Source organism: Terrabacter carboxydivorans (assembly GCF_039532035.1).
Taxonomy (GTDB): Bacteria; Actinomycetota; Actinomycetes; order Actinomycetales; family Dermatophilaceae; genus Terrabacter; species Terrabacter carboxydivorans.
Map to the genome: position 1 here is coordinate 23,348 of NZ_BAAARE010000028.1, position 17,902 is coordinate 41,249.

Consider the following 17,902-nt stretch of genomic DNA (forward strand, 5'->3'; position numbering starts at 1 on the left):
ACCACGCTAGGACCCGCCACCGACGTCGCCGTCCCGTAAGGACCGGGTAACCGTCGTGTCATGGCGCCCGGCCCACCCGAGGACTTGACTCGTCAGGAGCCGGTCAGGGTGATCGGTCGAAAGGTGGAAACCCATGTCCCACAGTCTGACTCGCGCCGCGGTCCGGTCGCTCGGAGCCGCTGCCGTCGTCCTCCCGGCCCTCCTCGCGGCCGGCGCACCCGCCCTGGCCGGCGGCGTCTCCGGGCCGGCCTTCTACGTCGACCACCAGCTCTACCGGACGGTGGCGACCCCGACCGACCTCAGCGGCACCGGCGCCCCCGCCCAGTCGTGGGACACGATCTACAGCTTCGGCGCCGTCCAGCGCAGCGTCGCGACGGCAGCTCCCGGGGACCCCGGCTACAACGGCGGCCGCTGGCAGGTGCACGCCGTGTCGCTGACGAGCACGTATGCCGCCGCGCTGGCCGCCGGCGACCGCGACGGGGACGGCGTGCTCGACGCGGCCGACGAGGTGCAGGCCGCCATCGCCGCCGGGACCCTCGTCGACGGCGGCGTCGTGAGGTACTTCGTGTGCACGGTCAACCCTGTCCCCCACGGCCAGGGCTGAGCGCGCACCCGGAAGGCATCCGACGAGCAGCTGACGGGCAGCCGCCGATCAGCCGGAGTCGGCCGGAATGCAGTCGGGGGAGGGACACCCTGTGGTGTTCCTCCCCCGACGCTGTGACCGGTCTACCCCCAACTAACGGTCGAGCTCAGTGCCCGCCACCCAGTAGGTCGCGAACCTCTGACTCGCGGTACCTCCGGTGCCCTCCAAGGGTCCGGATCGAAGTCAGCTTTCCTGCCTTGGCCCAGCGAGTGACCGTCTTGGGGTCCACTCGGAACAGGGCTGCTACCTCGGCAGGCGTCAGCAGCTTCTCGGTCTCGTGTCGATCCTGAGTCGTCATTGTCATATCCCCACCACCCTGTCGCTAGGTGCAGCGACACGCATGCGCCCCAATCGGGGCTCAGTAAAGCAAGGGTAAAGTCTCGGCCCGCCGAATGGCAGTTAAACACTGAAAAGAGTCAAATCGTCCCGCTTTCACAGGTTGTGGTGTAGTGGCGCCCGCCCGCACCAAGGCCCGATCGAGGCCCGCGGGAGACCCCTGGACGTGGACGACCGATCCCTCCGCAGGCGGGGTCATACCCCTCCCGAAGCGCCTCCGAGCGCTCCGTCGGCGACACCTCCCCCGACACCCGCCCGCGCCGGCCCCCGCCGACCGGCGAGCCGCGGGTCCGCCGTGCGCGGGAATCGCAGGTCTCATGTAGCGTTAGGCCCACGAGAACACACACATTCCCGGGACCGCTACGCAGACATCGATGAGCCATCCGGCTCTTCGAGGGGCGATGCCGTCCCGGCACGACGCACGAGGGGGTCACGCCATGGGGCGCGGCCGAGCCAAAGCCAAGCAGACCAAGGTCGCACGGCAGCTCAAGTACTACACACCCGACACGGACTTGAGCGCGCTGGAGCGTGAGCTGCACGGACCGTCGCAACGCGACGTCTCCAACCAGCCACGGTCCGTCGACGACGACGAGTACGACGAATACGGGAAGTGGGTCTCGGGCGAGCGCTGAGCTCGTCCCTCCCCCTTCCGTCTGCACCTCGTGCGTCGGGTGTTCGCACCCGACGCGCGATCGGTGCTGCCCGATCGGCCCACGTCGTCCGCGACAGCCGATCCAGCTGACACCTCGATGCCCGCGCACCCTCCGGGGCGTGGGCTCTCGTCATGAGTGGTCCTCCCGATCACGTATGCCGTGTCCCCGGCTCCCCGCGCCCGTCGCCTGACGTCCACGGTGCGTTCCGGGGCCGCCGTCCGGCGGCGAGCGAGGACGCCCACCGGCGCACGTACCTCAGGCGCGCCTCAGGCGGCCGGGTGGTCGCCGACGACCTGCACCGCGCCGCCGTCGACGCCCTTGGCGCCTCGCACGATCTCGACACCGTCGGCGACGAGGCCACCGGACTGCGCGCGCTCCTCGGTGGCGACCTCACCGAGCCGCCAGGCCGCGATGCCCCGGGCCTCGCTCAGCTCGATGGCCCGCTGCGCCTGGGCCTCGGGCAGCACGGCGACGAAGCCGATGCCTTGGTTGAGGGTGCGCTCGATGTCGGCCTGCGGCACCCGGCCGAGGTCCTGGAGCGTGCGGAACACGGCCGGTGGGGTCCACGTGCTGCGCTCGACGCGGGCGAACATCCCGGTCGGCAGCACCCGGGCCAGGTTGGCGGCGAGCCCGCCGCCGGTCACGTGGCTGAGGGCGTGCACGTCGACGCCGTCGGCCGCGATGAGCTCGAGCAGCGGCTTGGTGTAGATGCGGGTGGGCTCGAGCAGCTCCTCGCCGAGGGTGCGACCGAAGTCGTCGACGTGACGGTCCAGCTGCCAGCCGGCGCTGGCGATGACGCGGCGCACGAGGCTGTAGCCGTTGCTGTGCAGGCCGCTGCTCGCGAGGGCCACGACGACGTCACCGTCGGCGACACGCTGCGGACCCAGCACGGCGGCGTGCTCCACGACACCGGTGGCAGCGCCCGCCACGTCGTACTCGTCGGGGTCGAGCAGGCCCGGGTGCTCGGCGGTCTCGCCACCGACGAGGGCGACGCCGGCCTCCTCGCACGCGCGGGCGATGCCGCCGACGATGGCGGCGATGCGCTCGGGCACGACCTTGCCGGTCGCGATGTAGTCGGTCATGAAGAGCGGCTCGGCGCCACAGACGACGATGTCGTCGACGACCATGCCGACGAGGTCGAAGCCGATGGTGTCGTGCCGGTCGAGGGCCTGGGCGATGGCGACCTTGGTGCCGACGCCGTCGGTGCTCGTGGCCAGGATCGGGCGCGTCATGCGGGCGATGGCGCTGGCGTCGAACATCCCGGCGAAGCCGCCGAGGCCACCGAGCACCTCCGGACGGGTCGCGCGACGCACCGACGCCTTCATCAGCTCGACGGCCTTGTCACCCGCCTCGACGTCGACACCGGCGGAGGCATAGGTGATGGGGGCGTCGCTCACGCGCCCCAGCCTACCGGCGCGACCGGGAGGTGCTCTCCCGCGTCTGCCGCAGGTCGCCCGTCCCTCGGTCACCGGGCCGGCGCGTGGCTATCGTGTGGCCGATGACCCGCACGTCGGACCTCCCGGCGCCCTCGTCGCCCAACGGTCGCGAGGTCATCGTCCCGCGGTCGCGGTCCGACTGGCGACGATGGCTGGCCGAGCACCCCGACCGCACCGAGGGCGTGTGGGTGGTCTACCGCAAGAAGTCGAGCGACCTCGACGGCCCCGGCTACGACGACCTCCTCGACGAGGCCCTCTGCCACGGCTGGATCGACAGCCGCGGTGGACGGCTGGACGAACGCCGGATGATCCAGTGGTTCTCCCCGCGTCGCAAGGGCGGCCTGTGGTCGGCCCGCAACAAGCAGCGCATCGAGGTGCTCGAGAGCTCCGGTCTGATGACCCCGGCCGGCAGGGCCGCGATCGACCGCGCCGTCGCCGACGGGTCCTGGGCTTAGGCCGACGAGGTCGACGCGCTCGTCGTCCCGGTCGACCTCGCCGAGGCCCTGGCGACGTCAGCCACGACGACGGCCTACGAGGCGCTGACCGAGTCGACCCGTCGCCAGTACCTCTGGTGGGTCCACAGCGCCAAACGGCCGGCGACCCGGGCCACCCGCATCAGCGAGATCGTGCGTCGCCTGACCGGACCCGACACCACCGGCTGAGGGCTCCCGCCGAGGGCCGGCGTCCGTGGGCCCGGCGGCGCCAGCGCCTCTCAGGGGTGCTGCAGGGCGCTCGAGCCGCCGAGACCGACCCCGAGGCTGACACCCTCGACGTCGACCGAGCGGTCGTGACCCGTGCGGACCGTGAGCGGCAGCGTCTCGAGGACGTGCTTGCCGATGAGGCCGTCCTCGGGCAGCTCGATCGGGTAGCGACCGGTGAAGCAGGCGGAGCACAGCTCGTCGGCGGGCTGGTTCGTCGCGCCGATCATGCCCTCCTCCGAGATGTAGCCGAGGGAGTCGGCGCCGATCGAGGCGCGGATCTCCTCGACACCGAGCCCGGTCGCGATGAGCTCGGCACGCGTCGCGAAGTCGATGCCGTAGAAGCACGGCCACTGCACGGGCGGCGAGCTGATGCGCACGTGGACCTCGGCCGCACCGGACTCTCGGAGCATCCGGATCTGCGCCCGCTGGGTGTTGCCGCGCACGATCGAGTCGTCGACGACGACGAGGCGCTTGCCGCGGATCGTGTGCTCGAGCGGGTTGAGCTTGAGCCGGATGCCGAGCTGGCGCAGCGTCTGCGAGGGCTGGATGAAGGTGCGTCCGACGTAGGCGTTCTTGACGAAGCCCTGCCCGAACGGGATGCCCGACTCCTGCGAGTAGCCCACAGCCGCAGGCACGCCCGACTCGGGGACACCGATGACGAGGTCGGCGTCGACGGGGTGCTCACGCGCGAGCACCCGGCCCATCTCGACCCGGGCCTCGTGCACGACGCGGCCGCGGATGACGGCGTCGGGGCGGGCGAGGTAGACGTACTCGAAGACGCAGCCCTTGGGCTGGGGCGCCGCGAACTTGTGCGAGCGCAGGCCGTCCTCGTCGATGACGATGAGCTCACCGGGCTCGACCTCGCGGATGACGGCGGCACCGATGGTCTGCAGGGCCGCGGTCTCGGAGGCGACGACCCAGCCCCGCTCGAGGCGGCCGAGCGCGAGGGGACGCACGCCCCACGGGTCGCGGGCGGCATACAGCGTCGTCTCGTCCATGAAGACGAAGGAGAAGGCGCCCTTGAGCTTGGGCAGCAGCTCGAGGGCAGCCTGCTCGGGAGTGCGGTCCTCATCGGCCGCGAGCAGCGTCGTGACGAGGGCGGTGTCGGAGGTGTTGCCGCGGGCGAGCTCGCCGGTGATGCGGGCGCCACCGAAGTGCTCGTCGACGAGGGCCTTGAGCTCGACCGTGTTGATGAGGTTGCCGTTGTGGGCGAGGGCCAGGGTGCTGCGGCCGGCTCCGCCGAGGGTCGGCTGGGCGTTCTCCCACGTCGACCCGCCCGTCGTGGAGTAGCGGGTGTGCCCGATGGCGATGTGCCCGCGGAGCGAGCTGAGCGCGGTCTCGTCGAAGACCTGGGACACGAGGCCCATGTCCTTGTAGACGAGGATCTTCTCGCCGTCACCGGTCGCGATGCCGGCCGACTCCTGCCCGCGGTGCTGCAACGCATACAGCCCGAAGTACGTCAGCTTCGCGACGTCCTCTCCGGGAGCCCAGACGCCGAAGACCCCGCAGGCGTCCTGCGGGCCCTTCTCGCCGGGGATGAGGTCATGGTTCAAACGACCGTCGCCACGTGCCACTCGCCCAGTCTCCCACACCGGTGCGGTCAGTCCGTCCGCGGTGGACGCTCGCGCAGGGGCAGCTCGGCGAGCACCTCGTAGCGAGGCCGGCGCCCGCGACCCTCGCCGAGGTGGGACTCGACGAGCGCGAGCTCCCCGACCCGCCATGCCGGCCCCTCCCACGCGTCGAGGGCGCGGATCCACCGGGTCGCCTCGGTGGGCCGGTGGAAGCGCCCCAGGGTCAGGTGGGGATGGAAGCGGGTCCCGTCGGGTGTCGCTCCGGCCGAGGTCGAGGCATTGCGTATGCCGCCCGCCACCGCCGCGAGGTCACCGCGCACCTGCTCGACGCCCGCCCACAGGACGCGCGCGGCATACGGGTTCGGGAAGGCGCCGGCCCCGCTGAGGCGCAGGACGAGCGGGTCGCGCTTGGCGGCGGACCGGCCGAGGGTATCGGTGAGGTCGTCGAGGCGGCGCTCGGGCACGTCGCCGAGGAAGGCGAGGGTGACGTGCCACTGGTGGCGGTCGGTCCAGCGGATCTCGGGGCCGGCCTCGCGACGGGGCTCGAGGTGCTCCTCGAGGTCGTCGAGAACGTCGTCGGGCGGGACGACGGCGACGAAGAGCCTCATGACGGCTCGGAGGGTCCTGACGCGGCGCCGGAGGCGAGGAGGGCGTCGACGTCGTCGATCCCCCACGCGGACAAGGCCGCTCGCGTGTCTGCGCCAGGGGTCGACGGTGGCGCGCCGAGCGCGGTCGGGGTGCGCGAGAAACGCGGCGCCGGCGCCGGCTGGACGACGCCGTGGTGCTCGACGTAGGTGCCGCGGGCGGAGAGGTGCGGGTGTGCCGGGGCCTCGGCGTAGCTGAGGACCGGCGCGACGCAGGCGTCGGTGCCCTCGAGGAGCGCGGTCCACTCGTCACGGGTCCGGGTGCGGAAGGTCTCGGCGAGCAGGTCGCGCAGGGCGGGCCAGCTGCGGGGGTCGAGCCGGTCGGGCGCGCTGCCGGTGAGGTCCAGCAGGCGCAGCAGCTCGGCGTAGAAGGCGGGCTCGAGCGGCCCGACCGCGAGCCACCCCCCGTCGCTCGTCTCGTAGACGTCGTAGAACGGGGCGCCGGTGTCGAGCAGGTTGGTGCCGCGGCGGTCGGACCACAGGCCGGCGGACACGAGGCCCATGACGAGCGAGGAGAGGTGGGCGGTGCCGTCGACGATCGCGGCGTCGACGACCTGGCCGCGACCGCTGGTGCGGGCCTCGAGGATCGCGGCCAGCACGCCGACGACGAGGTAGAGCGCTCCGCCGCCGAAGTCACCGACGAGGTTGACCGGCACCTGGGGAGGGCCACCCGCTCGCCCGATGGCGTGCAGCGCACCGGTGACGGCGACGTAGCCGATGTCGTGCCCTGCGGTCTGGGCCAGCGGCCCGTCCTGGCCCCAGCCGGTCATCCGGCCGTAGACCAGGCGTGGGTTGCGGGCGAGGCAGGCGTCGGGGCCGAGGCCCAGCCGCTCGGCGACGCCGGGGCGGTAGCCCTCGACGAGGACGTCGGCGCGCTCGACGAGGGCCAGGGCAGTCGCGAGGCCGTCCGGGTGCTTGAGGTCGAGCGAGACCGAGGGGCGACCGCGCCTCAGCAGGTCGGCCTCCGGGGGCAGCGGGATCGGCAGGGCCGGCTCACCCGGCCGGTCGATGCGGATGACGTCGGCGCCGAGGTCGGCCAGCAGCATCGCCGCGAAGGGTGACGGGCCGATGCCCGCGAGCTCGACGACGCGCACGCCGGCCAGCGGGCCTGCGCCGCTCCGCGCGGCACCCGAGCCGTCGGCCGGCGAGGTCACGACCGGTCGCGACCGGACCGGTCGAGGAGGATCCCGAGCACGCCCGCCAGCCCGGTGCCGAGGAAGGCTCCGAACGCACCGATGTAGAGCGCGCCCGTCGTGGTGGTGTAGCCCTGCACCTCGTCACCGACGATGGAGATGGCGGCACCCACGATGAAGCCCAGGACGGCGCCCGTGATGAGGAAGCGCTTGAAGTTCGGGATGCGGACCTGCTCCGGTCGAGGGCGCGGCGGCGGGTTCAGCGGCGAGTTCGACGGCAGGTTCGGCGAGGACTGGGTCACGGGTCAAGCCTAAGCGAGGCGAGCGGGAGGAGGCCGTCGAGGTGTGCACGCTGACCGCTGGCCCGCACGAGCGCGCCCCCGGTCGCGTCCTCCCAGGCCAGCTCTCCGACGGCGAGGCGCAGCCACGTCGCGGCGTCGGTCTCGATGACGTTGGGCGGGGTGCCGCGCGTGTGGACCGGGCCCTCGATGCACTGCACCGCGCCGTGCGGTGGCACCCGCACCTCGACCGTGCGGCCGGGGGCGACGGTCGCCAGCTCCTCGAGGGTGTAGCGCACGGCCGTGGCTGTCGTCCGCCGGTCGGCCGCCCAGCCCGCCGCACGGCAGGCCAGGAGGGCGGCGTGTCCGTCGGCGACAGGGGTACGGCGGCGGGGCGGCATACATCGCAGGCTATCGGCGCCCACCGACGCGACGTGCAAGGTGGCTCAGGCCGCGAGGACTCTGCGACCACGCTGGGGCCCAGGGACCACGCCAACTCAGCCCCGGCAGAAAAGGCGCGCTATCCCAAGACCACGGACCACGCCAACTCAGCCACGGCGGAGAAGGCGCACCCAGCCCAGGACCAGAGACCACGCCGACTCACCCCCGGCGAAACAGGCGCGCCCAGACCAGGCCCAGGGACCAGGCCAACTCAGCCCCGGCGGAGAACCAGCGCTACCCCGAGACCAGGGACCACGCCAACTCCGCCCCGGCGGAGAAGGCGCGCCCAGCCCAGGACCAGAGACCACGCCAACTCAGCCCCGGCGGAGAACCAGCGCTACCCCGAGACCAGGGACCACGCCAACTCCGCCCCGGCGGATAAGGCGCGCCCAACCCGGGCCTGCGACCACGCCAACTCAGCCCCGGCGTAATAGGTGCGGGGGCCGGCGCCGGGGCCAAGGGGCCGCGGGGGTCAGCGCAGGCGGGGGATGACGTGGGCGACGACCTCGTCGAGCACGTCGCGGGTCCCCTGGAACGGTCCGCTCGGGCGCGGCCAATGGGTGATGACGTCGGTGAAGCCGAGCTCGGCCGCGCGGCCCACCGCAGCCTCGAAGGTGGCCACGCTCGTCAGCGAGAACGTCGGCGCCGAGTCGAGGTTGAGGTAGCGCGTGAAGCCCGCAGCATGGCGACCGGCGGTCGCCAGCGCCTCGTCGACGCGGCGGCTGTGGCCGGCCACGAGGGCCCACCAGTCCTCGTCGGTGTCGGCGTTGCCGCCGTAGGTCATCCACCCGTCACCACGCTCGACGGCGAGCCGGATCGACTTGGGCCCGTTGGCCGCGACGACGAGGGGCACCCGGTTGCCGGTGTCCCCGCCGCGCACGGGACCGGGCAGCGTGCGCACGTCGCGGGCGGCGTAGAAGCGCCCGTCGGCGCTGACGTGGTCCTCGGTGAGGAGCCGGTCGAGCAGGTCGGTGAACTCGTGGAAGCGGGCGACCCGGTCGCGCAGCGCCAGGTCCTCGCCCATGATGCCCGCGTCGATGTCCCCGCCGGTGCCGATCCCGAGCAGGAAGCGTCCCTGCGAGATGTCGTCGAGGGCCAGCACCTCGCGCATGAGCTGCACCGGGTGGTGGTTGTTGGGCGACGACACGAAGGTGCCGAGGCCGATGCGCTCGGTGACGGCGGCAGCCGCAGCGAGCGTCGGGACCGCGGCGAACCACGGCGACTCGGGCAGGCCGCCCCACGTCACGTGGTCGAAGGTCCACGCGTGGTCGAATCCCATCTGCTCGGCCTCGCGCCACATCGGCGCCGCCTCGGACCAGGGGTGCTCGGGCAGGATCGTCAGGCCGAATCGCATGCTGCGACGGTAGCCCCCGACCATCCCGACCGAGGCGGCGACCACGTCCCCACCTCGGTGGCGACCACGCCCGAACCGTTGTCGTCGACAGTGCCGGGTCGTAGCGTCGGAGAAGACAACACCGACCCGGCGAAGGAGCCGTCATGTCCAACCTCGTCGTCCACTTCGAGATCCACGGCTCGGACCCGGCGCGCCTCGCCGACTACTACGGGCGCCTGCTCGGCTGGAGCTTCCAGCAGTTCGGCGACATGCCCTACTGGTCCATCGACACCGGCGAGGAGGCCGGCCGACAGGGCGGCGTCGGCCACGGCATCAACGGCGGCCTGACCCAGCGCCAGGGCCCGAGGCCCGAGGCCGGTAGCCCCGTCAACGGCGCCAACATCGTCGTCGCCGTCGACGACGTCGACGGCCTCCACGCCCGGGGCCTCGAGCTCGGGGGCACCGACGCCCTCGCACCCGCAGACATGCCCGGTGTCGGTCGCATCGCCTACCTCAACGACCCCGACGGCAACGTCTTCGGCCTCATCTCACCGGTGATGTCCGACGGCACCACCGCGATGGGGTCCTGACCTCGTCGCCTCCTACGCTGGTCGGGTGACGCCAGACCCCCGTGCCGACGCCGCAGGACACGTGTCCCTCGAGTGGGACGAGCGGGGTGGCGTCACCGTGCACATGGACGGGTCGCCGCAGTCGCACGTGCAGCCCGACGACCCGACGCTCCTCGTCTTCGAGTACGTCCAGCACCTCGCGCTGGTGATCGAGGCGCTGCCGCCGGGCCCGCTCGGCGTCACGCACGTCGGCGGCGCCGGCCTGACGCTCCCGCGCTGGGTCGAGGCGACCCGCCCCGGCTCGCCCCAGATCGTGCTCGAGCCCGACGATGCCCTGACCGACCTCGTGCGCCGTGAGGTCCCGCTCCCCCGGCGCCACCGCATCCGGGTCCGCCCGGTCGACGGGCTCACCGGGGTCCGGGCCCTCAAGGACGACTCGGCCGACGTGGTCGTGACCGATGCCTACGCGGGAGGACGCGTGCCTGCGGAGCTCGTCGGGACGGCATACGCCAGCGAGGTCGCCCGGGTGCTGAAACCGACGGGACTGGCCCTGTGGAACCTGGCCGACGAGCCCGGGATGCGTTGGGTCGCAAGGGTGGTCGCCACAACGGCTGCCGTCCTGCCGCACGTCGCGGTCATCGCGACCCACGAGGTGCTCAAGGGGCGTCGCTTCGGCAACACGGTGCTGCTCGCGAGCTCGTCACCGTTGCCGGTGGAGGCGCTGCGGCGCGCGGTCGCCCGCGCCAACCTCCCCACCGGCCTGCGCGAGGGCGCTGCTCTCACCAAGCTGGTGGCTGGCGCAAAAGCCTTCGACGAGAGGGGAATGCAGAGCCCGCCACCCCCCGAGGCCGGGAAGTGGCGGGCTCGCTGACCCTGGCGGGAGGTCAGCCCCCGAAGACCGCCGGCAGCGTGAACTCGTGCGCCGACTTCAGCTCGGCCACCGACACGGAGAAGTGACCGGTCACCTCGAGGTCGCGACCACCCGTGACACCGATGCGGGCGTGCGGCACGTCGCCGAGCAGCGCCTCGAACTCGGCCGCGTGGCCGGCCGGGACGGCGACGAGGGCACGCGCGCTCGACTCGGAGAACAGCGCGGTGAAGACGTCGAGCGGGTTGCCCTCGGCGTCGACGCCGACCTGGTCGAGGCCGTCGACGGTCACACCGACGCCGTGGCGCATGCACGCCTCGGCGAGCGCGATCGCGAGACCGCCCTCGGACAGGTCGTGCGAAGCCTCGACGAGACCCGTGCGGGCCGCCTCGACGAGCACACGCCCCAGCGCCTGCTCGGCGGCGAGGTCGACCTTCGGCGGCAGACCACCGAGGTGCTTGTGCACGACGTGGGCCCACTCGGAGCCGTCGAGCTCGTCGCGGGTCGTGCCGAGGAGGTAGACGTGCGCGTCGTCGCTGCGGAAGCCGGACCCGGAGCGCTTGGACACGTCGTCCATGACGCCCAGCACGCCGATGACCGGCGTCGGGTGGATCGCGACGTCACCGGTCTGGTTGTAGAACGAGACGTTGCCGCCGGTGACCGGGATGCCGAGGAACTTGCAGCCCTCGGCGATGCCGCGGATCGACTCGCGGAACTGCCACATGACGCCCGGGTCCTCGGGCGAGCCGAAGTTGAGGCAGTCGGTGACGGCGAGCGGGGCAGCCCCGGCCGTCGCCACGTTGCGGTAGGCCTCGGCGAGCGCGAGCTGCGCGCCGGCATACGGGTCGAGCTTGGTGAAGCGGCTGTTGCAGTCGGTCGAGATCGCGACGCCACGGCCCGTCTCCTCGTCGACGCGGACGACGCCCGAGTCGTCAGGCTGCGCGAGCGCCGTGTTGCCGAGGACGTAGCGGTCGTACTGGTCGGTGATCCACGACTTGTCGCAGAGGTTGGGCGAGCCGAGCAGCGTGAGCAGCTGGGCCCGGACCTCCTCGCCCGACTCGGGCTTGGCGAGCGAGGCCGTACCCGCGGCGTTGAGGCCGTCGAGGTAGGCCGGCCGGGCCAGCGGGCGGTCGTACGTCGGGCCCTCGTGGGCGACCGAGCGCGGCGGCACGTCGACGATGGTCTCGCCGTGCCAGGTGATGACGAGGTGCTCGCCGTCGGTGACCTCACCGATGACGGTCGCCTCGACGTCCCACTTGTCGGTGATCGCCATGAACTGCTCGAGGTGCTTCGGCTCGACGACCGCCATCATGCGTTCCTGCGACTCGGACATGAGGATCTCCTGCGGCTGCAGGCTCGCGTCGCGGAGGGGCACGAGGTCGAGCTCGACCTGCATGCCGCCGTCGCCGTTGGAGGCGAGCTCGCTGGTGGCACAGGAGAGCCCGGCCCCGCCGAGGTCCTGGATGCCGTCGACGACGCCCGCGGCGTAGAGGTCGAGGCAGCACTCGATGAGCACCTTCTCGGCGAACGGGTCGCCGACCTGGACGGCCGGGCGCTTGGTCGGGCCACCCTCGTCGAAGGTCTCGGAGGCGAGCACGGAGACGCCGCCGATGCCGTCGCCACCGGTGCGGGCACCGAACAGGATGACCTTGTTGCCGACGCCGGACGCCTTGGCGAGGTGGATGTCCTCGACGCGCATGGCGCCGACGCAGAGGGCGTTGACGAGCGGGTTGCCCTGGTAGCAGTCGTCGAAGACGACCTCGCCGCCGATGTTGGGCAGGCCGATGCAGTTGCCGTAGCCACCGACGCCGGCGACGACGCCGGGCAGGACGCGCTGGGTGTCGGGGTGGTGCAGGTTCCCGAAGCGGAGCGGATCCATGACGGCGATCGGACGGGCACCCATCGACATGATGTCGCGGATGATGCCGCCGACGCCGGTCGCGGCGCCCTGGTAGGGCTCGACGTAGCTCGGGTGGTTGTGGGACTCGACCTTGAAGGTCACCGCCCAGCCGTCGCCGATGTCGACGACGCCGGCGTTCTCACCGATGCCGACGAGGAGCCTCTCGCGCATCTCGTCGGTGGTGTTCTCGCCCCACAGCTTGAAGTGGATCTTGCTCGACTTGTAGGAGCAGTGCTCGCTCCACATGACGGAGTACATCGCGAGCTCGGCGATGGTCGGGCGCCGGCCGATGATCTCGCGGATGTTGGCGTACTCGTCGGGCTTGAGGCCGAGCTCGGCCCACGGCTGCTCGGCGTCGGGCGTCGTGGCGGCGTGCTCGATGGTGTCGAGGACGGGCACGATCGGCGACGGGACGGTCTGGGTGTCGCTCATGCGGTGGCTGCGCTCTCGAGGGTCTGCTTGATGATCGAGGTGAAGAAGCCGCGGCCGTCGAGGCTCGGGCCGTAGCCCTCCTCGACCGCGTGCTCCGGGTGCGGCATGAGCCCGACGACGTTGCCGCGCTCGTTGGTGATGCCGGCGATGTGACGGTAGGAGCCGTTGGGGTTGCGGCCCTCGGCGTCGGGGACGTAGCGGAACACGACGCGCCCCTCGCCCTCGAGCACGTCGAGGGTCTTCTCGTCGGCGACGAAGCCGCCCTCGCCGTTCTTGAGGACGATCGTGATCTCCTGGCCGGCCTCGAAGTCGGACGTCCAGGCGGTGGAGGCGTTCTCGACGACGAGGCGCTGGTCGACGCAGTTGAACTTGCGGTGGTCGTTGCGGATCAGGGCGCCCGGGAGCAGGTGGCTCTCGGTCAGCACCTGGAAGCCGTTGCAGATGCCCAGGACCGGCAGGCCACCCTGGGCCGCCGGCACGAGCGCATCCATGACCGGCGCGAAGCGGGCGATGGCACCGCAGCGGAGGTAGTCGCCGTAGGAGAAGCCGCCGGGGAGGATGACCGCGTCGACGCCCTTGAGGTCGTCGTCGCCGTGCCAGAGCGGCACGGCCTCGCCGCCGCACTCACGCACGGCGCGCGCCGCGTCACGGTCGTCGAGGGAGCCGGGGAACGTGACGACGCCGACCTTCACTTCTCGTCGTCCTCCGACTCGCCGGCGTCGGGGCCGGGCTCGTCAGCCGCGTCGGCTGCAGCAGCCTCGTCGGCCTCGTCGAGCACGCGCACGGCGACGACGTCCTCGATGACGGGGTTGGAGAGGAGCTTCTCGGCCGCCTCGCGCGCCGCGCTGAGGTGCTCGTCCGTGACGTCACCGTCGACGGTGAGCACGAAGCGCTTGCCCTGGCGGACGTCGGTGAACCCGTCGAACCCGAGCCGCGGCAGGGCGCCGGCGACGGCCTGTCCCTGGGGGTCGAGGATCTCGGGCTTGAGCATGACGTCGACGACGATGCTTCCCATCGGTGGTCGTTCTCCCTGCGCTGGATGGGCGGTGGCGGCGTCCCGAGGGACGGCTCGAGTCTATCGGGCGCCGCAGGGGCCGCCGGACAACGTCTCAGCGGGACTGGAGGGCGTCGAGCGCGACGGCCATCGCCATGCCCACGCGCCAGTCGATCGGCCGGCCGTCGGGCAGGGCCGGGAGCGTCACGTGGTAGACGTCCTTGACGCTCGGCTTTTTCGTCGAGCTGAGCGCGACCGACCCGTCGGGGGCGGTGAAGTCGAAGTGGAAGAGGAACGGCACCGGGATGCCCCCGACGACGGGCACGATCTCCCAGAGCCGGCGCGCGACGGCGACCTTGGCGTTGCGCTCGGTGCCGACGAACTCGCGGCCGTCGGGCAGCCCGAGCGTCCAGGTGGAGCTGACGAGGGAGGCCTTGAAGTGCTTCTTGAACCAGCCGATGGGCTGGCCCTGGCTGTCGGTGACGTCGTAGGTCGATCCGAGGTCGAGCCGCTTGCGGGCCTTGAAGCCGAAGAGCGCGTGCGTCCTGGCCGAGTCGGTGAAGAAGGTGACCTGCTCCTTGGCGGCCATCCGCTTCTGCTCGGCGAAGCACAGCAGACCGAGCTCGGCGCCCTTCTCGTCGGCGCGCAGGATCTCGTAGCGGTTGACCATCATGGTCAGCTTCTGCCGGAGCACGTAGCGCTCGGCGGTGGTCTCGGACGCGGCGTCGGCGACGGGCTCGGTCATGCAGTCAGCGTGGCACAGCCGTGCCGCGGGACCGCGTGCGTATGCCGTCCGGCCGGGAGCGTGGCCGGACGGCATACGTCCTTGGCGACCCGGCGGGCGGGTCGTGTCGGTGGGGTCGGTCAGTCGGCCTCGGGACGCGCGGCGGCGTCGGCCGGGGCGTGGACGGCGGGACCGGCGTGGCGGGCGCGCAGCGGCAGCCAGACGGCGACGGCCATGGTGGCCATGGCGAGCGGCACGTGCACGGCCGTCAGCGAGTCCTGGCTGTCGTCGGCGATGAGGCCGCCGATGTAGGACTCGAGGACGAGCAGCACGACGAGGGCGGCGCTGCCCACGAGGAGGTCGCGACGGGAGCGCAGCTTGACGAAGGCGATGACGAGGGCGATGACGGCGAGGGCGAGGGTGATCTCGCCGCCGCGGGCGTGGACCTCGATCCACGAGGAGGCGGCGTCACGCTCACCGTCGTGCTCGAGGAAGATGCCGGCCCACAGACCCTGCAGGAGGACGAGCAGGGCAGCGAGGCCGGTCACGATGCTGAACGCGCGACGGCCCGGGGTGGCGGCGTTCACGGTGGTCGGGGTGTGCTCGACACGGGTGGAGGCGGAAGTCATGGGGGGTGCTCCTCGGCGAGGGGATCGTTTCGGGCGGAGTTCGCGACGCTTCCGGGCGCAGGTGAACGCGAGGTGAACACCGGGCATGGTGCAGCCCAGGTGGGCCTTGGAGAACCCTGGCAATCGACGGAGGGCGTATGCCGTCCGGCGCGGTCCGGTGCGATGGCGCCGCGCCGCTGTCCTGGTCAGCGTCTCGTCACCTCGTCAGCGGCGCACCACTGACCGGGAGCCCGTTCGCACACCAGGAGACTCACCACTCACCGTTTCGGCCCGGCGACCGCGCCGGCGCCTCGCGGGCCGAGGCGTCAGAAGGTCTCGCCGGTGAGGCGCTCGTAGGCCTCGACGTACTTCGCGCGGGTCTGCTCGACGACGTGGGCGGGCAGCTCGGGCGGAGGCCCGCCGGCCTTGCGGTCCCAGCCCGACTCGGACGACGTCAGCCAGTCGCGGACGAACTGCTTGTCGTAGGACGGCTGTGGGTGCCCGGGCTCCCACAGCTCGGCCGGCCAGAAGCGCGACGAGTCGGGGGTGAGCACCTCGTCGGCGAGCACGAGGCCGCCGGTGCCGTCGGGCGAGACGCCGAACTCGACCTTCGTGTCGGCGATGAGGATGCCGCGCTCGGCGGCGATCTCGTTGCCCCGCGCGAGGATGGCGCGCGTCAGGCGCGACACCTCGGCGGCGACGCCCGCGCCGAGCTCTGCCTCCACCTGGGCGGGCGACATGGGCAGGTCGTGCTCGCCGACCGGCGCCTTGGTGGTGGGGGTGAAGACCGGCTCGGGCAGCTTCGAGCCGTCGACGAGGCCGTCCGGCAGGACGACGCCCGAGACCGAGCCCTTCTCGCGGTACTCCTCGAGACCGCCGCCGGTGAGGTAGGCCCGCGCGATGGCCTCGACCTTGAGCATGTCCAGCTTGCGCACGAGCACGGCGCGGCCGGCGACGGCCTCGGGCACATCGGTCGAGACGACGTGGTTGGGCACGAGGTCGGAGAGCTGGTCGAACCACCACAGCGAGAGCCGGGTCAGCACCGCGCCCTTGTCGGGGATCTCGGGCGACATCATCCAGTCGTAGGCCGACAGGCGGTTCGAGGCCACGAGGAGCAGCTGGTCGGGGACCACCTCGCCGTCGGCCCCGACGGGTGCGTAGAGGTCACGCACCTTGCCCGAGTAGACGTGGGAGTAGCCGGGAAGGTCGAGCGTGCTCATCGGGAGTCTCCGATCGTGATGTCGCCGCGTTCGGCGCGCAGGGCGATGTCGGTGCGGTGGTGCGAGCCCGCGAGCTCGATGACGGCGACGGCGTCGTAGGCCGCCCGCCGCGCCTTCTCGAGCGTGGGTGCGACGGCGACGACGTCGAGCACCCGCCCGCCCGCAGAGACCAGCGCACCCGTGTCGTCGAGGGCGGTGCCGGCGTGCAGCACGACGACACCGGGCACCTCGGCCGCGGCGTCGAGCCCGGAGATCGGGTCGCCGGTGCGCGGCGAGGCGGGGTAGCCCTCCGAGGCGACGACCACGACGACCGCGTGGTCGTCGGACCAGCGCAGTCGCCCGAACTCGGCGAGGCCACCGGTCGCGGCCGCGAGGAGCAGCTGCGCGAAGGGCGTCTCCAGGCGGGCGAGGGACGCCTGGCCGTCGGGGTCGCCGAGGCGGGCGTTGAACTCGATGACCTTGGGTCCGCGCGAGGTCAGGGCGAGTCCGACGTAGAGCACTCCGACGAAAGGCGTTCCGCGGCGGCGCATCTCGTCGATGGTCGGCTGGGCGACGCGGCGCACGATGTCCTCGGCCAGCCCGTCGGGGGCCCAGTCGAGGGGCGAGTAGGCGCCCATGCCACCGGTGTTGGGTCCGGCGTCGTCGTCGCCGACGCGTTTGAAGTCCTGGGCCGGTGACAGCGCGACGACGGTCTCGCCGTCGCTGATGCAGAAGACCGACACCTCCGGGCCGTCGAGGAACTCCTCGACGACGAGGCGCCCGCCGGGCTTCGCGAGGCACGCCCGAGCGTGGTCGACCGCCGCCTCGCGCGAGTCCGTGACGACGACGCCCTTGCCCGCCGCCAGGCCGTCGTCCTTGACGACGTGCGGGGCTCCGAGCGCGTCGAGGGCCAGCTCGACCTCGCCCATCGTCGTGCAGACGTGGGCCAGCGCCGTCGGCACGTCTGCCGCGGCCATGACCTCCTTGGCGAAGGACTTGCTGCCCTCGAGACGGGCCGCCTCGGCGGACGGGCCGAACACCGCGAACCCGGCCTCACGGCATACGTCGGCGACTCCCGCGACGAGCGGCGCCTCGGGGCCGACGACGACGAGGTCGACGTCGTACTCGCGGGCCAGCGCCGCGACGGCTGCGCCGTCGAGGATGTCGACGGGGACGCACAGGGCGGTCGCGTCGATGCCCGGGTTGCCCGGCGCGGCGATGACCGCGTCGACCTCGGGATCGGCCGCGACGGCCTTGACGAGTGCGTGTTCACGGGCGCCGGAGCCGAGCACGAGGACCTTCACGGCGCCCAGCCTAGGTGTACTCGGTCAGCACGTTGGTGACACGTGGGCGTTGACGACAAGGAGAACCTCCGGATGAGGTGAGGAGTGTCTACGTCCCGCACCGTCCGGAGGTTCTCGTGTCCCACGCTAACGCCC

The 17,902-nt window shown here is 72.2% G+C and carries 20 protein-coding genes and 1 pseudogene; 6 read left to right on the forward strand and 15 right to left on the reverse strand.

Annotation, left to right across the window (positions count from 1 at the left end; genetic code table 11):
• The first annotated feature begins 133 nt into the window (after positions 1-133).
• Entirely contained in the window at positions 134-604 is a 471-nt protein-coding gene (locus ABD297_RS21345) for a hypothetical protein (protein ID WP_344257148.1), read from the forward strand.
• A gap of 145 nt (positions 605-749) precedes the next feature.
• On the opposite strand, the gene ABD297_RS21350 is transcribed toward ABD297_RS21345, so the two are convergent.
• Entirely contained in the window at positions 750-941 is a 192-nt protein-coding gene (locus ABD297_RS21350; RefSeq protein ID WP_045191048.1) for a BldC family transcriptional regulator, read from the reverse strand.
• A gap of 475 nt (positions 942-1,416) precedes the next feature.
• Between ABD297_RS21350 and ABD297_RS21355 the strand changes: the two genes are divergently transcribed.
• Positions 1,417-1,611 carry a DUF3073 domain-containing protein gene (locus ABD297_RS21355; RefSeq protein WP_030199226.1) on the forward strand — a complete coding sequence of 65 codons (195 nt, stop codon included), beginning with the start codon at positions 1,417-1,419 and terminating at the stop codon, positions 1,609-1,611.
• 287 nt (positions 1,612-1,898) lie between these two features.
• On the opposite strand, the gene purM is transcribed toward ABD297_RS21355, so the two are convergent.
• Positions 1,899-3,029, reverse strand: a complete 1,131-nt coding sequence (gene purM, locus ABD297_RS21360; protein WP_344257149.1) for a phosphoribosylformylglycinamidine cyclo-ligase — start codon at positions 3,027-3,029, stop codon at positions 1,899-1,901.
• Positions 3,030-3,130: 101 nt separating this feature from the next.
• Between purM and ABD297_RS21365 the strand changes: the two genes are divergently transcribed.
• Both ABD297_RS21365 and ABD297_RS23755 read left to right on the forward strand, forming a co-directional pair.
• Positions 3,131-3,523 (forward strand): YdeI/OmpD-associated family protein, encoded by a 393-nt coding sequence (locus ABD297_RS21365; protein ID WP_344257150.1) that lies wholly within the window; start codon positions 3,131-3,133, stop codon positions 3,521-3,523.
• Positions 3,524-3,553: 30 nt separating this feature from the next.
• Positions 3,554-3,730 (forward strand): annotated as a pseudogene (locus ABD297_RS23755) (YdeI/OmpD-associated family protein); the annotation flags it as partial.
• 50 nt (positions 3,731-3,780) lie between these two features.
• On the opposite strand, the gene purF reads toward ABD297_RS23755, so the two are convergent.
• From purF to ABD297_RS21395, 6 genes are all read right to left on the reverse strand, one after another.
• On the reverse strand, positions 3,781-5,343 hold the full coding sequence (gene purF, locus ABD297_RS21370) for an amidophosphoribosyltransferase (protein WP_344257151.1): 1,563 nt from the start codon (positions 5,341-5,343) through the stop codon (positions 3,781-3,783).
• A 26-nt stretch (positions 5,344-5,369) separates the two neighbouring features.
• Positions 5,370-5,948, reverse strand: coding sequence for an RNA 2',3'-cyclic phosphodiesterase (gene thpR, locus ABD297_RS21375; protein WP_344257152.1), 579 nt, complete (start codon positions 5,946-5,948; stop codon positions 5,370-5,372).
• Complete coding sequence (locus tag ABD297_RS21380) at positions 5,945-7,138, reverse strand: CaiB/BaiF CoA transferase family protein (protein WP_344257153.1); 1,194 nt, start codon at positions 7,136-7,138, stop codon at positions 5,945-5,947. Before ABD297_RS21380 ends, thpR begins: the two co-directional genes overlap by 4 nt.
• Positions 7,135-7,419 (reverse strand): hypothetical protein, encoded by a 285-nt coding sequence (locus ABD297_RS21385; RefSeq protein WP_344257154.1) that lies wholly within the window; start codon positions 7,417-7,419, stop codon positions 7,135-7,137. The genes ABD297_RS21380 and ABD297_RS21385 overlap by 4 nt, the downstream gene beginning before the upstream one ends.
• A complete protein-coding gene (locus ABD297_RS21390; protein WP_344257155.1) occupies positions 7,416-7,796 on the reverse strand; it encodes a sterol carrier family protein in 381 nt (126 codons plus the stop codon). Before ABD297_RS21390 ends, ABD297_RS21385 begins: the two co-directional genes overlap by 4 nt.
• A 512-nt stretch (positions 7,797-8,308) precedes the next feature.
• Positions 8,309-9,190 (reverse strand): LLM class flavin-dependent oxidoreductase, encoded by an 882-nt coding sequence (locus ABD297_RS21395; protein ID WP_344257156.1) that lies wholly within the window; start codon positions 9,188-9,190, stop codon positions 8,309-8,311.
• Positions 9,191-9,333: 143 nt separating this feature from the next.
• Here ABD297_RS21395 and ABD297_RS21400 point away from each other — a divergent pair, with 143 nt between their 5' ends.
• Both ABD297_RS21400 and ABD297_RS21405 read left to right on the forward strand, forming a co-directional pair.
• Positions 9,334-9,759, forward strand: a complete 426-nt coding sequence (locus ABD297_RS21400; RefSeq protein WP_344257157.1) for a VOC family protein — start codon at positions 9,334-9,336, stop codon at positions 9,757-9,759.
• A 25-nt stretch (positions 9,760-9,784) separates the two neighbouring features.
• On the forward strand, positions 9,785-10,609 hold the full coding sequence (locus ABD297_RS21405; protein ID WP_486388998.1) for a spermidine synthase: 825 nt from the start codon (positions 9,785-9,787) through the stop codon (positions 10,607-10,609).
• Positions 10,610-10,622: 13 nt separating this feature from the next.
• Here the strand turns inward: ABD297_RS21405 and purL are convergent, their stop codons facing one another.
• From purL to purD, 7 genes are all read right to left on the reverse strand, one after another.
• A complete protein-coding gene (gene purL / locus ABD297_RS21410) occupies positions 10,623-12,938 on the reverse strand; it encodes a phosphoribosylformylglycinamidine synthase subunit PurL (RefSeq protein WP_344257158.1) in 2,316 nt (771 codons plus the stop codon).
• Positions 12,935-13,630: a phosphoribosylformylglycinamidine synthase subunit PurQ gene (gene purQ, locus ABD297_RS21415; protein WP_344257159.1), complete on the reverse strand. Its 696-nt coding sequence runs from the start codon at positions 13,628-13,630 to the stop codon at positions 12,935-12,937. The genes purL and purQ overlap by 4 nt, the downstream gene beginning before the upstream one ends.
• On the reverse strand, positions 13,627-13,953 hold the full coding sequence (purS, locus tag ABD297_RS21420) for a phosphoribosylformylglycinamidine synthase subunit PurS (RefSeq protein WP_344257160.1): 327 nt from the start codon (positions 13,951-13,953) through the stop codon (positions 13,627-13,629). Before purS ends, purQ begins: the two co-directional genes overlap by 4 nt.
• A gap of 94 nt (positions 13,954-14,047) precedes the next feature.
• Entirely contained in the window at positions 14,048-14,677 is a 630-nt protein-coding gene (locus ABD297_RS21425; RefSeq protein ID WP_344257161.1) for an LURP-one-related family protein, read from the reverse strand.
• A gap of 119 nt (positions 14,678-14,796) precedes the next feature.
• Positions 14,797-15,285 carry a hypothetical protein gene (locus tag ABD297_RS21430; protein ID WP_344257163.1) on the reverse strand — a complete coding sequence of 163 codons (489 nt, stop codon included), beginning with the start codon at positions 15,283-15,285 and terminating at the stop codon, positions 14,797-14,799.
• A 305-nt stretch (positions 15,286-15,590) separates the two neighbouring features.
• Positions 15,591-16,484 carry a phosphoribosylaminoimidazolesuccinocarboxamide synthase gene (locus ABD297_RS21435; RefSeq protein ID WP_344257164.1) on the reverse strand — a complete coding sequence of 298 codons (894 nt, stop codon included), beginning with the start codon at positions 16,482-16,484 and terminating at the stop codon, positions 15,591-15,593.
• Positions 16,481-17,767, reverse strand: a complete 1,287-nt coding sequence (purD, locus tag ABD297_RS21440; protein ID WP_344257165.1) for a phosphoribosylamine--glycine ligase — start codon at positions 17,765-17,767, stop codon at positions 16,481-16,483. Before purD ends, ABD297_RS21435 begins: the two co-directional genes overlap by 4 nt.
• Positions 17,768-17,902: the final 135 nt, after the last annotated feature.

What these genes read in the sequence shown, in the direction of transcription:
- ABD297_RS21345 (WP_344257148.1), top strand. Translation starts at nt 134, where the DNA reads ATGTCCCACAGTCTGACTCGCGCCGCGGTCCGGTCGCTCGGAGCCGCT.
- ABD297_RS21350 (WP_045191048.1), bottom strand. Translation starts at nt 941, where the DNA reads ATGACGACTCAGGATCGACACGAGACCGAGAAGCTGCTGACGCCTGCC.
- ABD297_RS21355 (WP_030199226.1), top strand. Translation starts at nt 1,417, where the DNA reads ATGGGGCGCGGCCGAGCCAAAGCCAAGCAGACCAAGGTCGCACGGCAG.
- ABD297_RS21365 (WP_344257150.1), top strand. Translation starts at nt 3,131, where the DNA reads ATGACCCGCACGTCGGACCTCCCGGCGCCCTCGTCGCCCAACGGTCGC.
- thpR (WP_344257152.1), bottom strand. Translation starts at nt 5,948, where the DNA reads ATGAGGCTCTTCGTCGCCGTCGTCCCGCCCGACGACGTTCTCGACGAC.
- ABD297_RS21390 (WP_344257155.1), bottom strand. Translation starts at nt 7,796, where the DNA reads ATGCCGCCCCGCCGCCGTACCCCTGTCGCCGACGGACACGCCGCCCTC.
- ABD297_RS21395 (WP_344257156.1), bottom strand. Translation starts at nt 9,190, where the DNA reads ATGCGATTCGGCCTGACGATCCTGCCCGAGCACCCCTGGTCCGAGGCG.
- ABD297_RS21400 (WP_344257157.1), top strand. Translation starts at nt 9,334, where the DNA reads ATGTCCAACCTCGTCGTCCACTTCGAGATCCACGGCTCGGACCCGGCG.
- purL (WP_344257158.1), bottom strand. Translation starts at nt 12,938, where the DNA reads ATGAGCGACACCCAGACCGTCCCGTCGCCGATCGTGCCCGTCCTCGAC.
- purS (WP_344257160.1), bottom strand. Translation starts at nt 13,953, where the DNA reads ATGGGAAGCATCGTCGTCGACGTCATGCTCAAGCCCGAGATCCTCGAC.
- ABD297_RS21425 (WP_344257161.1), bottom strand. Translation starts at nt 14,677, where the DNA reads ATGACCGAGCCCGTCGCCGACGCCGCGTCCGAGACCACCGCCGAGCGC.
- ABD297_RS21430 (WP_344257163.1), bottom strand. Translation starts at nt 15,285, where the DNA reads ATGACTTCCGCCTCCACCCGTGTCGAGCACACCCCGACCACCGTGAAC.
- ABD297_RS21435 (WP_344257164.1), bottom strand. Translation starts at nt 16,484, where the DNA reads ATGAGCACGCTCGACCTTCCCGGCTACTCCCACGTCTACTCGGGCAAG.